The sequence below is a fragment of the Enterococcus sp. AZ128 genome (genome assembly GCF_051714485.1).
Classification (GTDB): Bacteria; Bacillota; Bacilli; order Lactobacillales; family Enterococcaceae; genus Enterococcus_A.
In genome coordinates, this window is sequence record NZ_JBIORZ010000003.1 from 261,965 (window position 1) to 277,419 (window position 15,455).

Below are 15,455 nucleotides of genomic sequence, written 5' to 3' on the forward strand. Positions count from 1 at the left end.
TCCTTAGTTCCTCCTTTCCTCTAACTATTATTTAGCTTTTACAGCTTTTTTGATAGTGATTAATGATTTTTTAGCTCCAGGTACATTACCTTTAACTAAGATAGCATTGCGTTCAACGTCAACACGAGCAACTTCAAGATTCTGAATTGTTACACGATTGCCACCCATACGACCAGCTAATTTTTTATTTTTAAATACGCGGTTTGGTGCAACAGGACCCATAGATCCAGGACGACGATGGTAACGAGAACCGTGAGCCATTGGGCCGCGGCTTTGTCCGTGACGTTTGATAACGCCTTGGAATCCTTTACCTTTAGTCGTTCCGGTAACATCAATGATGTCTCCAGCTTGGAAAGTATCAACTTTCACTTCTTTACCTACTTCATAGTCTCCTAGCTCAACATCTTTGAATTCTCGAATGAAGCGCTTAGGAGCCGTGTTTGCTTTTGCAACATGACCTTTCGCAGGTTTGTTAGACAAAACTTCACGCATATCTTGGTAACCTAATTGAACTGCTTCGTAACCATCGTTTTCCATTGTTTTCACTTGTAAAACAACGTTTGGAGTAGCTTCGATAACAGTAACTGGAATTAATTCACCAGATTCTGTGAAGATTTGAGTCATTCCCACTTTTTTCCCTAAGATTCCTTTGGTCATGATTACACCTCCATCTTCTTATTATAGTTTGATTTCAATATTCACACCTGATGGTAAGTCAAGCTTCATTAAAGCATCAACTGTCTTCGGTGTTGGGTTCACAATGTCGATCAGACGTTTGTGAGTACGCATTTCGAATTGTTCGCGCGAATCTTTGTATTTATGAGTCGCACGGATTACAGTGTAAAGGCTGCGTTCAGTTGGTAATGGAATTGGACCAGACACGCTAGCTCCAGTTCTTTTTGCAGTTTCTACGATTTTATCCGCTGATTGATCTAAAATACCATGTTCATACGCTTTTAAACGGATACGAATTTTTTGTTTTGCCATCTTGTTCCCTCCTTCGCCTATTTTAAAAGTAGACATAGCTCCACGAAAATCTCCGTCACGCTCGTTCGTGGCAAAGCGTCCGGGCGTGTCGCAACCTCTCGTTTCAAAGCCGGTGGATTCTTATATGAACCCCCCAGTGATATTCACACTCCTGTAAACAGCACCTTTATGATTATATAATACGGAACCAATGATTGCAAGGATTTTCTAAGCGAATTTAGATTTTCTATTTAATTTTCTGAAAACACCTGAAATTTGTATCGATTATTTTTCCTTCTATCTATATAAGATCATTTTTATCTTTCGTGTTCGATGGTCTATTGGATTCTTGCAACCCTATAACACACCCACCGCCGATGAATTATAAATTATTTTTTTATCTTTGCAGATTTTTTACAGTCTAAACTATAATTCTTGCTGAGTAAAAAGATCAAAAAAGAGTCGCCGAAAAATCGGCGACTCTTTACGTCCGAGCATAAAAATAAAATGTAAGCTTAATTAAGCTTTGATTGTAGTTACAACGCCTGAACCAACAGTACGTCCGCCTTCACGAATAGAGAAACGAGTTCCGTCTTCGATAGCGATTGGGTGGATTAATTCAACTTCCATAGTTACGTTATCACCAGGCATTACCATTTCAGTACCTTCTGGTAGATCAACTACACCAGTTACGTCAGTTGTACGGAAGTAGAACTGAGGACGGTAGTTAGTGAAGAATGGAGTATGACGTCCACCTTCTTCTTTAGTTAAAACGTAAACTTCTGCAGAGAATTTTGTATGTGGAGTGATTGAACCAGTTTTAGCCAATACTTGTCCACGTTGGATGTCTTCACGTGCAACACCACGTAATAATGCACCAATGTTATCGCCAGCTTCAGCGTAGTCTAACAATTTACGGAACATTTCAACACCTGTTACAGTTGTTTTAGCTGTAGCTTCAGCGATACCTACGATTTCAACTTCGTCACCAACGCGAACTTGTCCACGTTCAACACGACCAGTTGCAACAGTACCACGTCCAGTGATTGAGAATACATCTTCCACTGGCATCATGAATGGTTTGTCAGTATCACGAACTGGTGTTGGGATATATTCGTCAACAGCAGCCATTAATTCTAAGATTTTTTCTTCGTATGAAGCGTCGCCTTCTAAAGCTTTCAAAGCTGAACCAGCGATAACTGGAGTGTCGTCGCCTGGGAAGTCGTATTCTGACAATAAGTCACGAACTTCCATTTCAACTAATTCTAGTAATTCTTCATCGTCAACCATATCCATTTTGTTTAAGAATACAACGATGTAAGGAACACCAACATTACGAGATAACAAGATGTGTTCACGTGTTTGAGGCATAGGGCCATCAGCAGCAGATACTACTAAGATAGCTCCATCCATTTGTGCAGCACCAGTGATCATGTTTTTAACGTAGTCCGCGTGTCCTGGGCAGTCAACGTGAGCATAGTGACGGTTTTCAGTTTCATACTCAACGTGTGAAGTATTGATTGTGATTCCGCGTTCGCGTTCTTCAGGTGCACCATCGATTGAAGCATAATCCATTGCTTCTGCTCCGCCTTGTTTAGCAAGTACTGTTGTAATTGCAGCAGTTAAAGTTGTTTTACCATGGTCAACGTGTCCGATAGTACCAATGTTAACATGGGGTTTTGAACGGTCAAATTTTTCTTTAGCCATTTAAAATGTTCCTCCTAATAAATGAGATTAATTTTTTTGATAGGTACGTACTACAATTTGTAGCACGAGCCCATATCATCAGTTAATAATATTACATGAAATACCTTTAAAAATACAGTTCTTTAATAGAATTCAATCAAAATTCAATTGACTTTTAAGAATTAGTCAGCTTTGCCGCCATTTTTCTTAATGATTTCTTCTTGAACTGATTTCGGTACATCTTCATAGTGGTCAAAGACCATCATGAATGTACCACGTCCTTGAGTAGAAGAACGAAGCGTTGTTGCGTAACCGAACATTTCAGCTAACGGCACGATTGCGTTAACGATTTGTGCGTTACCATGTGCTTCCATACCTTCAACACGACCACGACGCGCAGTTACGTGACCCATAACATCACCTAAGTAATCTTCTGGAACAGTAATCGTAACTTTCATCATTGGTTCAAGGATTGATGGACTAGCTTTCTTCGCAGCAGCACGCAGCGCCATAGACGCAGCTACACGGAAGGCCGTTTCATTTGAATCGACATCATGGTATGAACCATCGTAAAGCTTAGCTTTGATGTCAACTAATGGATAACCAGCTAATACACCGTTTGCCATTGCATCTGACAAACCTTTTTCTACTGCTGGGATGTATTCACGAGGAACTACACCACCGACAATCGCATTTTCGAATTCGAAGCCGGCACCTTCTTCGTTTGGTGTAAATTCGATCCATACGTGACCGTATTGACCTTTACCACCAGACTGACGTACAAACTTACCTTCTGCATTTGTTGAAGCACGGAATGTTTCACGATAAGATACTTGAGGCGCACCAACGTTTGCATCAACTTTAAATTCGCGACGCATACGGTCAACTAAAACGTCTAAGTGAAGTTCACCCATACCAGCGATAACAGTTTCGCCAGTTTCAACGTTTGTTTCAACGCGGAATGACGGATCTTCTTCAGCAAGTTTTTGTAGAGCGACACCCATTTTATCTTGGTCAGCTTTTGATTTAGGTTCAACAGCAACTTCGATAACTGGATCAGGGAATTCAATTGATTCTAAGATTACTGGTGATTTTTCATCACAAAGGGTATCACCAGTTGTTGTATCTTTCAATCCAACAGCTGCTGCGATATCACCTGAATAAACTGTTTCGATCTCTTTACGAGTATTCGCATGCATTTGCAGAATACGACCGATACGTTCACGTTTGCCTTTAGAAGCATTCAATACGTATGAACCAGAGTTTAACACACCTGAGTAGACACGGAAGAAAGTTAGACGACCTACAAATGGGTCAGTCATTACTTTAAACGCTAGAGATGAGAATGGTGCTGAATCGTCAGCTGGACGTTCGGTTTCTTCATCAGTTTTAGGGTCGAAACCTTTGATTGCAGGCACATCAGTTGGCGCTGGAAGATAGTCAATGACTGCATCCAACATCAATTGCACACCTTTATTCTTGAAGGCTGAACCACATAGTACTGGGTAGAAGTCTACTGCTAGAGTTGCGTTACGGATACCTGCTTTCAATTCTTCTTCAGTGATTTCTTCACCTTCCAAGAATTTCATCATTAGGTCTTCATCAGTATCAGCAACCGCTTCAACTAATTTTTCACGCCATTCTTCAGCTAATTCTTGATAGTCAGCAGGAATTTCAGTTTCTTGAATTTCCGTACCTAAATCGTTTGTATAGATTTCAGCTTTCATTTTGACTAAGTCAATGATTCCAGTGAAATCATCTTCCGCACCAATTGGTAATTGGATCGGATGAGCATTCGCTTGTAAACGATCATGTAAAGTGCTTACTGAGTAAAGGAAGTCCGCACCGATTTTGTCCATTTTGTTACAGAATACGATACGCGGAACGCCGTATTCTGTTGCTTGACGCCAAACAGTTTCTGTTTGCGGTTCTACACCTGATTGTGAGTCCAACACAGTTACTGCACCGTCAAGTACACGTAATGAACGCTGAACTTCGATTGTGAAGTCCACGTGCCCTGGTGTATCGATGATGTTTACGCGGTGTCCTTTCCATTGCGCTGTAGTAGCGGCAGAAGTGATCGTGATACCACGTTCTTGTTCTTGTTCCATCCAGTCCATTTGAGAAGCGCCTTCGTGGGTTTCTCCAATTTTATGGATTTTACCAGTGTAGTATAGGACACGCTCTGTTGTTGTTGTTTTACCAGCGTCAACGTGAGCCATGATCCCGATATTACGAGTATTGTCTAGAGAAAATTCTCTTGCCATTTCTTTGTTTGCTCCTCTCTTAATTTAAATTAACATTGTTTGGCCAGACTTCTGTTGACCTTCGTCAGCAGAAAAAATCCTACCAACGATAATGAGCAAATGCACGGTTGGCTTCCGCCATTTTGTGTGTATCTTCGCGTTTTTTCACAGAAGCACCAGTATTGTTAGCAGCATCCATGATTTCTTTCGCTAAGCGTTCTTCCATTGTATGTTCGCCGCGTAAACGCGCGAAGTTAACAACCCAACGCAACCCTAAAGTAGTACGACGTTCTGGACGTACTTCAACGGGTACTTGATAGTTAGAACCCCCAACACGGCGAGCTTTAACTTCTAGTACAGGCATGATGTTTTCCATTGCTTGTTCAAAAACTTCTAATGGGTCATTCCCTGTTGATTCTTTGATTGTGCTAAAAGCGTTGTATACAATATTTGAAGCAGTACCACGTTTGCCGTCAACCATAATACGGTTGATTAAACGAGTTACTAGCTTAGAGTTATACATAGGATCTGGCAAAACTTCACGTTTCGCTGTAATTCCTTTACGAGTCATACGTAACTCCTCCTTCCGAAAATATGTCTATCTATTCGTTTGATTAAGCTTTAGGTTTTTTAGTACCGTATTTAGAACGGCTTTGTTTACGATCGTTAACGCCGGCAGTATCTAGCGCGCCACGAACGATATGGTAACGTACCCCTGGTAAGTCTTTTACACGACCACCACGTAATAGAACAACACTGTGTTCTTGTAGGTTATGGCCGATACCTGGAATATAAGCTGTTACTTCGATCAAGTTTGACAAACGAACACGAGCATATTTACGCAATGCTGAGTTGGGTTTCTTAGGTGTCATAGTCCCCACACGTGTACAAACTCCACGTTTTTGTGGTGAGTTCACGTTTGTTTGAGCTTTTTTAAAGCTGTTATATCCTTTGTTCAATGCTGGTGAATTTGATTTTTCCACCTTTGATTTACGAGGTTTACGTACTAATTGATTAATTGTAGGCATTCCTTGTTTCCTCCTTCCTCGATTCGCTTTCTAGTACCACACATCCTGGTGGTTCTTTTTCAGCGATAAAAAATAATGCATTCCTGCATTCTCTATCAAGTGTACTTCGACACAGTCAGCACGTCCCATTCGAGAGACCTGTTCACAAAGCACCTTTGATAGCATACCATGATTGATTTTAGGTGTCAACAAACTATCTAGAGTTTTTTTCATCTTTTCTTTTTTGATTAAATTTTTGATTTATTCTCAAAAAAAAATCATTTTACTCCGTCATTCTCCTCTTTAGATTGCTGAAATAGCACTTTATAAAACGCCTTCATTTTTTTGGTCTTTTTTACTGAAAGGTCTATCTTTTTTCTTTTTTTGCGATTACAATGAACGTAACTTAGCAGAAGGTGGGATTTTTCAATGAATTTGAAAGAGTTAGTTGGGATCGAAGCAGCAAAATTTGTCAAAGATGGAATGGTCGTTGGATTGGGGACTGGATCAACAGCCTATTATTTAGTGAAGGAATTAGGTCGTCGGGTGAATGAAGAAGGTCTGGATATCACGGGTGTCGTCACTTCTTCTAAAACAGAAGAACAAGCAAAAGAGTTAGGCATTCCGTTAAAAGCGATTGATGAAGTAGAATCAGTGGACCTCACGATTGATGGTGCAGATGAAATTAGTGATGACTTTCAGGGAATTAAAGGCGGCGGCGCAGCTCTGCTTTTTGAAAAAGTTGTCGCAACTTATTCAAAAGACTGTATTTGGATCGTAGATGAAAGCAAGATGGTCAACAAACTAGGCAAATTCCCTTTGCCCGTTGAGGTTGTTCCTTTTGGCAGCCATAATGTCTTTCGTCTTTTTGAATCCAAAGGTTATAACCCAACTTGGCGCATGAACGAAGCCAACGAACTTTTAACAACAGATGGCGGTCATTACATTATTGACCTGCATTTAGAGGTGATTGAAGATCCCCACACATTGGCTGCAGAATTAGATGCTTGTGTTGGCGTGGTTGAACACGGACTGTTCATCGATATGATTTCGCGTGTCATCGTTGGTACTTCTGAAGGACCAAAAACCTTAGAGGTTCCTGCAAAATAATTTCATAAAATTCCCTTTAAAGCACGTGAATGGATAAAAAACACGCTCAATTTAATGGAAATCCCGGCAGAAACATTGTACAATGAATCAGGAATTGAAAATTTCAGAAATTTCAAAAGGAGAGAATGATATGCCAAAATTAGTTTTTTCTCGTCACGGCTTGAGTGAATGGAACAAATTGAACCAATTTACAGGCTGGGCAGACGTTGATTTGGCTCCAGAAGGTGTCGAAGAAGCAAAAGAAGGCGGCCGTAAAATTAAAGAAGCAGGAATTGAATTTGATGTTGCTTACACATCTGTTTTGACTCGTGCAATCAAAACTTGTGACTTTATCTTAGAATACTCTGATCAACTTTGGGTACCTACTATTAAATCTTGGCGTTTAAATGAACGTCATTATGGTAAATTGCAAGGATTGAACAAAAAAGAAACCGCTGAAAAATATGGTGATGAACAAGTTCATATCTGGCGCCGTTCATACGACGTATTGCCTCCATTAATGGAAGCAACTGACGAAGGTTCAGCAGCTCAAGATCGTCGTTATGCAATGCTAGACCCACGCGATATCCCTGGCGGCGAAAACTTAAAAGTTACTTTAGAACGTGCATTACCTTTCTGGCAAGACGAAATCGCTCCTGCTTTGAAAGACGGAAAAACTGTTTTAGTAGCTGCACATGGTAATTCTCTACGTGCATTAGCTAAACACATCGAAGGTATTTCTGATGAAGATATCATGGACTTAGAAATCCCAACAGGTCAACCACTAGTTTACGACTTGAACGATGACTTAACCGTCGCTAAAAAATACTACTTATAAAATATTTCCCGGCTCAGCTTTGAGCCGGGATTTTTTTATGCTATTCTGCAGCATCAACACTGCCACAATTATTATTTTGTGCTAAAATGAATAAGTAGTTTTTTTGTGGTCGTGGCGGAATTGGCAGACGCGCTAGCTTCAGGCGCTAGTGGTAGCAATACCGTGGAAGTTCGAGTCTTCTCGGCCGCATCAATAATTGTTAAAAAGAGCAAGACAGAAAATTCTCTGTCTTGCTCTCAGACTGTAGACAAAAGACGTCCCAAACTCTTGATTTGAGTTTAGGCCGTCTTTTTATCTGATTTCTTACGAAATTCAGAACAAAAAAATAAAGGCTCTTTGCCTTTCCATAACCAAGTGGCCAATTTCTTTAAATTCATTGCAGCAAACACTAGCATCGTATGCGTCGCAACTTTTTCCAAGCCTCGATACTTGGTCCAACGCATTCCATGCTTTTCTTTTGCATCCGCAAATATTCGTTCAATCGTTTCTTTTCGTTTTCTGTAAATGGCTTTATTCAAGTCTGTCAGACGAAGATGCTCTATCTCATCCATCAAAGCTCCCCAAACATGTCTTGTGATGACTCGTTGATGATTCTTACTTTTGGTACATTGTTTTAGTAAAGGACAGTGGACACATTCTTTTGGATTAGATTTGTATTCTCGGTAGCCTTCTCGAGTAACCGTTGAAAAATTGAGCATTTGATCCTGCGGACAAATATAACAATCAAAATACTCGTCGTAGAGAAACTTATTTTTTAATAACAGGTCCTTTTTCCCTTTGGACCTTGAATAAGGCAAACAAGGCCGAAGGTTCAAATGAGTCAAAAAGTGAACAAACTTTGGTGTCTTATAGCCGGCATCCGCAACCACTCGTTTGATTTCTGGAAAAAGTCTCTTCGATTGTTTGACGAGTTGAAACGCGACTTGACTGTCATGAATATTTCCTGGAGTCACGATTGTGCTGAGAACAAATCCGTTGTCGTCGCATGAGGTATGGGCAGAATAAGCAAATTGTTTTTCTCGTTCGCCTTTGACGTAGTAGCCGCTTTCCGGGTCAGCCTTACTTATTTTTCTTTCTTTCAGCTTCACTTCCTTTTCTAAGTCCAAAGTAAAAGGGCGTTTTCCGGCTTCGATTCGTTGGCGATTGATTTCATCTTCTAGTTCATCCTGATAGGCTTTCGCTTCATCATGCGTCATTTCTTTCGTAAACCTATGTTTATTGGCATTGGCTTTGATGTGAGTCGAATCAAGATACAAATTATCTTCTGTTACAAAACCGGCTTTAATTGCTTGTTCCAAAATATAAGCAAAAATATCCTCAAACAGTGTCGTTTCTCTAAACCGGCGTACGTAATTTTTTCCAAAGGTTGAAAAATGGGGGATTTTCTCTTCGAAAGAATAACCTAAAAACCAGCGATAAGCGACATTGGTGTCGACTTCCTTGATGGTTTGTCGCATGGAACGGATGCCGAATAAATATTGGATAAACACTAATTTGATCAGAATCACCGGATCAATACTTGGCCTACCTAAATCGGAGTAAGTGGCTTCGACGATTGGATAAATAAATTCAAAATCAAGCGAGGCGTCAATCTTTCGAACGAGGTGGTCTTGAGGGACCAGGTCATCAATCGTGAGCATCGCGAATTGATTTCTGCCGTTCGTATTTTTTTTAGACATCATAAATACCACTCCTTGTATTCGGTTTCATAAATCTATTATAAAAGAAAAGACTGTAGACAGCATCCATAAAGTGGACTTTGTCTACAGTCTGAGAGCAAGACAGAAAATTCTCTGTCTTGCTCTTTTTATTCATGATTCAAAAAACTTGCTACTTTAGTCGCAATCAAATCAATTGCTACATGATTTTCGCCGCCTTCTGGCACGATAATATCTGCGTAACGCTTCGTCGGTTCAATAAATTGATGATACATCGGTTTGACTACCGTCAAGTATTGATCAATGACTGACTCTAAGGTGCGGCCACGCTCATTCATATCACGTTTGATGCGACGAATGATCCGAATATCGTCATCAGTGTCCACATAAATTTTTATGTCCATCAAATCGCGTAACCGTTCATCCTCTAAGATCAAGATACCTTCTAAAATGATAACCTCTTTCGGTTCTTGCACATAGACCTCTTCGCTGCGCGTATGCTTCACATAATCATAAATCGGTACTTCTACCGATTGGTATTTTGTTAACTCTTTTAAATGCTCGATCAGTAAATCTGTGTCAAACGCAAACGGATGATCATAATTTGTTTCCAACCGTTCTTCAAAGCTGATACCGCTTTGGTCTTTATAATAAGAATCGTGCTCCAACATCATAATTGAATGATCAGGAAACCGATTGTAGATCGCGCGGCTGACACTCGTTTTTCCACTTCCTGAACCGCCCGTTACACCAATAATGATCGGCTTGTTTTTCATGCAACCAAAACCTCTTTCGTTTTTCATTAGTCCTATTATAGCGAAACATCGTCAAATTACTATCAAAAACTTAAAATTCTTCTAAAATCTGATAGAGGTCGGTTAATTCTTTGATCTGAAATGTTGGTTTGATTTCCTTTGATTCCTTTTCTTGCGGATTCATCCAGATTGTATCGATGCCGGCAATTTGGCCTCCCTTGATATCCGAAGTCAAAGAATCACCGATGATCACGGTCTTTTCTTTGTCCAAACGCGGAATCTCTGCGAAGACAATATCAAAGAATTCTTTCATCGGTTTGTGAACACCCATTTCTTCAGAAATAAAGAATTTTTTGAAATAAGGAGCCAACCCCGATTTCGTCAGACGTTGATGCTGCGTTGCGGAAACTCCGTTAGTAACCACATAAAGTTCTTTTTTTTGACTTAGATTTTCTACTACCTCTAAACTATGTGAGATCAACTGATGCCCCTGATTCAAATAATGACGATAGCGTGCTTCTGTTTCTGGCCCATCAACTTCTCGCTCATATTCTTCAAAAAACAACCGAAAGCGATTATTTAACAGTTCTTGGCGCGACAGCAATCCTGCTTCATGATCGCGCCAAAACCCTTGATTCATTTTTTTATAATGGTTTTTTACTTCCAAGGAGGGTTCTACTCCCATATCTTGAAACAACCAGCTCAGAGCTTGTTCTTCTGCTGCTTTAAAATCCAGTAAAGTATCATCAATATCAAATAAAACTGTTTCGTATCCCATTTTCAAACCTTCTATCTAAAATATTTTTTTAATTGTTGGAGTTCAGTAATAGTCAGTGAGCGATAGGCTCCTGCTGTTAAATCTTCTGGTAACACTAACGGCCCCATTGTAAGACGGGTTAACTTTGTTACCTTTTTACCGCAAGCCAAAAACATTTTTTTGACTTGATGAAACTTTCCCTCTTTAATTGTCAATAAAACTTCCGAATTCTCTGCTTCAGAGCTTAGAATTTCCAGCTGCGCTGATTGGCAACGTACTCCGCCATGAAAAGTAATGCCTTCTTTAAAAGCTGCCACGTCATCCATTGTTACTGCTTCATTGACTACTGCATAGTATTTCTTTGACACTTCAGCTCGTGGCTGCAAAAGATCATAACCCAATTGTCCATTGTCAGTCAAAAGTAATAACCCTGTCGTATCACGATCTAAACGACCAACTGGATATAATTCAGCAGGCCGTTCAGCCTCAGCTACAAGCTCCGTCGCCGTTTTAAACTTCAAATCTTTTTTAGCCGTTACAACTCCTGCAGGCTTATTTAATAAATAGTATACATGATTGGTTTGTACTATCTGTCCATCTACTTGAATATTGTGCAGGTTACTATCAACATTACGCTGCTGGTTCATTTCGACTATATCGTCAATCCGAACTTTTTTCATAAGAAACAAACGCTTCATTTCTTTTCGTGTAGTCCGTAAATTTTGTTCAATTACTTTGTCTAACCGCATCTTGAGGCTCCTTTAAATCTATCGGACTCATTATACCGAATTTTAAAAAAAGACAAAACCCTTCGGCTTAGCCTTCTTATGCTGTCTATTTTAATTATCAAATTACTATTCGCTAAAAAACTATTTAATAAATACTTAACCACTGTAAACACCTCTAACCTGAAGCATTTCTGGTGATTAACCGTCTTCCTCTTTAAAAGCAGAAAAGAGTTTATACTTGCATTTTGATTAGATGAGCCCTAGAATTTAATTATACGAGTCAGAGATTCGTATGATTAAGTGAATCGACGCTTCGGTGTCAAAGGTTTCTCATACACAGCGTTATGACCTGGTAGAGAAAGTTGAACTTAGACTTTTTTGGACAGTTGTGTAAATAACTGTCTTTTTGCGTTTTTTCGCAAAGCCATTGTGCTGAGAATAACCCGTCACTTAAATAAAATCTGTCTGCTTAACCACAGACAGTCACATTTTAAGGAGGAATTTGGTTATGGCAGTATCATTAAAAGTAGAAGAAAGAGCAACTCGTCCCCGTTCCATTCGCAACCAGCTACGTCACGAAGGAAAAATCCCAGCAATCGTTAATGGGTATAAGATTGAAAGTACACCAATCTCATTCGACGAACGTGAATTTTCGAAATTGTTACGTGAAAATGGTGCAAACACTGTTTTTGCTATCGAAATCGGCGGAAAAAAAGTGAATACATTATTGCGCGATTCACAAATGGACACCTTTACTCATCACTTAACTCACGTAGAATTAGTATCTGTAAACTTGTCAGAAGAAACCGAAGCTGAAACAGAAATCAACTTAGTTGGTGAGTCTGTTGGTGTGAAAGCTGGCGGTGTGTTAACTCAAACACTTTATACAGTAACTGTTTCTGCAACACCAGAAAAATTACCAGAAGGTATCGATGTATATATCTCTGAATTAGAAATCGGCCAATCACTTTCAATTGGTGATCTGCCTAAAAATGCTGACTACACAATCGTTACAGATGCTGAAGAACAAATCGCTGCTATTCAAGAAGCACAAGAACTTCCTGAAGAAAGCGAAGTTTCTGAAGGTGCTGAACCAGAAGTCATCGGCGAATCAACCGAAGAATAATTCTTTAGTGAGACATACCGGAGTTCCTTCGGTATGTCTCATTTTTATTTATCTGAAAGAGTCACACGTTAGCTTTTCTTTCCATTTTTTAGTTTTTCTTATATACCAAGTACAATAAGTGGTCTTTTTAAGTAAAAAGATTTACAATAAGGCACTACAAAGCTAATTTGTACTTTAAGTAAGTGATTCCAACTAAAGGAGGAAAAATCTATGGTTGAAACATTTGATTCGAAAAAAAGTCGTTATGCCTCTGTCGGTGTGGTATCCAGCTTGCCTGGCGAGCTGATTGATAGTATCTGGTATATCATTGACTTAGATTTAAAGGGCTTGATCCCATTAGACAATATCCTGAGTTTTGATTTGATCAACAATGATGGGCGCGTTACGATGCATTTCTCACAAGAAGGCAGTGAAGTTGAAATGGGCATTGATTTACCGTTTGGTTTTTCTTATGATTTCCCACAAGAAGTCTATGCCTATGATGATGGAAACCGTCAAACGATTCTACTACCAAATGAGATTCGCCAACGTTAATTTACGAGACAACCTCTTAAGGGTTGTCTTTTTTTAACTTTTTTACGCGATACTCTTGCTTTCAGAAATTATTGTGTTACTATCAATCAGAAAATTTTATTAGAAAGCGGGAAAAAGATGAAAGAGTTAACTCATGGGAATCCGGCAAAGTTGATTATCCTATTTGCCTTGCCTTTGTTTGTAGGAAATGTTTTTCAGCAATTTTATAGCATGGTCGATATGGTAGTCGTGGGGCAAACATTAGGAAAAGACGCATTAGCTGCAGTGGGCGCTACCAGTAGTGTAAGCTTTTTGATTATTGGGTTTGCACAAGGTTTAACTGCAGGGTTATCTATTATTACTGCACAACGATTTGGCGCTCAAGATGCGCAAGGTGTTCGAAAAAGCTTTGCGACCTCGATCATTATCAGTCTGGGTGTAACGATCGTCTTAACTGCACTAAGCCTGATATTCTTGCGGCCATTGCTACTTTTGATGCAAACACCGCCAGAACTATTGAATCAAGCACAAGAATTCATTTCAGTAATACTGGGCGGAATTTTTGCTTCAATGAGCTTTAATTTATTATCCAACATGGTTCGGGCCTTAGGTGATAGCCGCACACCGCTCTTCTTGGCTTTTGCGGTCGTAATCAATGTTGTTCTGGATTTAGTTTTTATTATTTATTTCCATATGGGCGTTGCAGGAGCTGGTTTTGCGACCGTGATTGCCCAAATCGCTGCTAGTTTAATGTGCATCTGGTTCATTCGAAGAAAGATTCCCTTGCTACAGATTAGCCGTAAGCACTTTTCTTTTGATAAAGCAGATTTTCGTATCCACTTGAATGCCGCTCTGCCAATGGGGTTCCAATCATCGATTATTGCAATCGGTGCCGTAATTTTACAATCCGCGCTAAATACATTAGGAACGGATGTCGTAGCAGCACAAACTACTGCGAACCGTATTGATCAACTCGCTATTTTACCAATGATGTCTTTCGGTATCACCATGGCGACCTTTACTGCTCAAAACCTAGGCGCGAAGGAATACGGCCGAATTTTGCAGGGTGTAAAACAGTGTCTACTGATGAGCGGAGCTTTCAGTATCTTCGCAGGAATTCTAGTCATCACATGCGGCCAGTATTTCGTCGCTCTCTTCGTAAGCCGCAGTGAAACACGCGTTTTTGAACTGGCACAAATCTACTTCAACATCAATGGTTCCTTGTATTGGATCTTAGCAATTTTATTCATTTTGCGTTATACCTTGCAAGGGTTAGGACAAGCAAAAATCCCGACAATCGCCGGGATTATGGAATTAGTCATGCGTTCATTCGCCGCCATTATTTTGACACATGCTTTTGGTTTTATCGGGGCCGCTTTTGCATCACCATTGGCTTGGATCGGATCAACCGCTGTCCTGCTGACTTCGTATTTCAAAGCAATGCGGTATTTGAAAAAAAAGGATCAGGAACAACAATCACAGCTACAAATAAAGAGTGAGGCTTAATTTAGCCTCACTCTTTTGCTAGTTGGTAATATACATCTAACATATCCTGGGAAAATTCTGTCGTGAATTCTTTTGCGACGTCGATGATTTGGTTGCATCTTGCGAAATAGATATGGAAATAAATTTGCGAATCATCCTCCATGATACGCGCCACCGCTGAAGCATAGTTTGTAATCAACAGTTCTCTAATTTCTTCATCAGACTCGCCAAAAACACCTACAAAATCCAATCCGCATTCAACGAAATATAATTCTACATCAATTAATGCCCGTTGATTTTGACAACTTTTGCGAAATTTACGCAATAATTCTTTCGCTTGTACCAAAGAGCGGTCGATCTTTCCGTGGGGAAAAAAAGCTTGTTCCAATTTTTGATTGGTCTTTTTCGCGACTCGCATCCCATAATCATCGCCTAAAAAACGCGAATCAACAATCTGTTGGGCAACCTCCGAATGTTTGTACAGCTCACAAATCAACGCCCTTAATTGACCATCATCTGCCTCACATAGTTTTTCTCGCAATCCCGAAATCGTCATTTCCATCTTGCAACCCTCACCTTCACTCTTTTTTAATCTTAATTT

General features: G+C 39.8%; 16 protein-coding genes and 1 tRNA gene. 6 read left to right on the forward strand and 11 right to left on the reverse strand.

Translation table 11 applies throughout. The features are described from left to right. Positions 1–27: 27 nt before the first annotated feature. The 6 genes from rplC to rpsL all read right to left on the reverse strand — a co-directional run bounded on the left by rplC (position 28) and on the right by rpsL (position 5,926). Positions 28–657, reverse strand: coding sequence for a 50S ribosomal protein L3 (rplC, locus tag IGI38_RS20060; protein ID WP_010742750.1), 630 nt, complete (start codon positions 655–657; stop codon positions 28–30). A 21-nt stretch (positions 658–678) separates the two neighbouring features. Next, a complete protein-coding gene (gene rpsJ / locus IGI38_RS20065) occupies positions 679–987 on the reverse strand; it encodes a 30S ribosomal protein S10 (protein WP_010756438.1) in 309 nt (102 codons plus the stop codon). Positions 988–1,485: 498 nt separating this feature from the next. Continuing rightward, complete coding sequence (gene tuf / locus IGI38_RS20070) at positions 1,486–2,673, reverse strand: elongation factor Tu (RefSeq protein ID WP_438733654.1); 1,188 nt, start codon at positions 2,671–2,673, stop codon at positions 1,486–1,488. A 161-nt stretch (positions 2,674–2,834) separates the two neighbouring features. After that, positions 2,835–4,919, reverse strand: a complete 2,085-nt coding sequence (gene fusA / locus IGI38_RS20075; protein ID WP_438733655.1) for an elongation factor G — start codon at positions 4,917–4,919, stop codon at positions 2,835–2,837. A gap of 79 nt (positions 4,920–4,998) precedes the next feature. Next, entirely contained in the window at positions 4,999–5,469 is a 471-nt protein-coding gene (gene rpsG, locus IGI38_RS20080; protein ID WP_438733656.1) for a 30S ribosomal protein S7, read from the reverse strand. Between the two features lie 43 nt (positions 5,470–5,512). Further along, a complete protein-coding gene (gene rpsL / locus IGI38_RS20085; protein ID WP_010742744.1) occupies positions 5,513–5,926 on the reverse strand; it encodes a 30S ribosomal protein S12 in 414 nt (137 codons plus the stop codon). Positions 5,927–6,334: 408 nt separating this feature from the next. Between rpsL and rpiA the strand changes: the two genes are divergently transcribed. From rpiA to IGI38_RS20100, 3 genes are all read left to right on the forward strand, one after another. Beyond that, a complete protein-coding gene (rpiA, locus tag IGI38_RS20090) occupies positions 6,335–7,015 on the forward strand; it encodes a ribose-5-phosphate isomerase RpiA (protein ID WP_438733657.1) in 681 nt (226 codons plus the stop codon). 130 nt (positions 7,016–7,145) lie between these two features. Next, positions 7,146–7,832: a 2,3-diphosphoglycerate-dependent phosphoglycerate mutase gene (gpmA, locus tag IGI38_RS20095; protein WP_438733659.1), complete on the forward strand. Its 687-nt coding sequence runs from the start codon at positions 7,146–7,148 to the stop codon at positions 7,830–7,832. Positions 7,833–7,937: 105 nt separating this feature from the next. After that, a tRNA-Leu gene (locus IGI38_RS20100) sits at positions 7,938–8,021 on the forward strand. An 89-nt stretch (positions 8,022–8,110) separates the two neighbouring features. On the opposite strand, the gene IGI38_RS20105 is transcribed toward IGI38_RS20100, so the two are convergent. From IGI38_RS20105 to IGI38_RS20120, 4 genes are all read right to left on the reverse strand, one after another. Further along, on the reverse strand, positions 8,111–9,514 hold the full coding sequence (locus IGI38_RS20105) for an IS1182 family transposase (protein ID WP_438725998.1): 1,404 nt from the start codon (positions 9,512–9,514) through the stop codon (positions 8,111–8,113). Positions 9,515–9,639: 125 nt separating this feature from the next. Further along, positions 9,640–10,266, reverse strand: coding sequence for a uridine kinase (udk, locus tag IGI38_RS20110; RefSeq protein WP_438733661.1), 627 nt, complete (start codon positions 10,264–10,266; stop codon positions 9,640–9,642). Positions 10,267–10,336: 70 nt separating this feature from the next. After that, positions 10,337–11,023 carry a YjjG family noncanonical pyrimidine nucleotidase gene (locus IGI38_RS20115; RefSeq protein WP_438733662.1) on the reverse strand — a complete coding sequence of 229 codons (687 nt, stop codon included), beginning with the start codon at positions 11,021–11,023 and terminating at the stop codon, positions 10,337–10,339. Positions 11,024–11,034: 11 nt separating this feature from the next. Beyond that, positions 11,035–11,751, reverse strand: a complete 717-nt coding sequence (locus IGI38_RS20120) for a 16S rRNA pseudouridine(516) synthase (RefSeq protein WP_438733663.1) — start codon at positions 11,749–11,751, stop codon at positions 11,035–11,037. A 487-nt stretch (positions 11,752–12,238) separates the two neighbouring features. Between IGI38_RS20120 and IGI38_RS20125 the strand changes: the two genes are divergently transcribed. From IGI38_RS20125 to IGI38_RS20135, 3 genes are all read left to right on the forward strand, one after another. Beyond that, positions 12,239–12,856 carry a 50S ribosomal protein L25/general stress protein Ctc gene (locus IGI38_RS20125; RefSeq protein WP_438733664.1) on the forward strand — a complete coding sequence of 206 codons (618 nt, stop codon included), beginning with the start codon at positions 12,239–12,241 and terminating at the stop codon, positions 12,854–12,856. A 210-nt stretch (positions 12,857–13,066) separates the two neighbouring features. Continuing rightward, complete coding sequence (locus IGI38_RS20130) at positions 13,067–13,390, forward strand: DUF960 domain-containing protein (protein ID WP_438733665.1); 324 nt, start codon at positions 13,067–13,069, stop codon at positions 13,388–13,390. Positions 13,391–13,507: 117 nt separating this feature from the next. Further along, positions 13,508–14,875: an MATE family efflux transporter gene (locus IGI38_RS20135; protein WP_438733666.1), complete on the forward strand. Its 1,368-nt coding sequence runs from the start codon at positions 13,508–13,510 to the stop codon at positions 14,873–14,875. A 7-nt stretch (positions 14,876–14,882) separates the two neighbouring features. Here IGI38_RS20135 and IGI38_RS20140 read toward each other — a convergent pair whose 3' ends face one another. Further along, complete coding sequence (locus tag IGI38_RS20140) at positions 14,883–15,416, reverse strand: hypothetical protein (RefSeq protein ID WP_438733668.1); 534 nt, start codon at positions 15,414–15,416, stop codon at positions 14,883–14,885. Positions 15,417–15,455 lie beyond the last annotated feature (39 nt).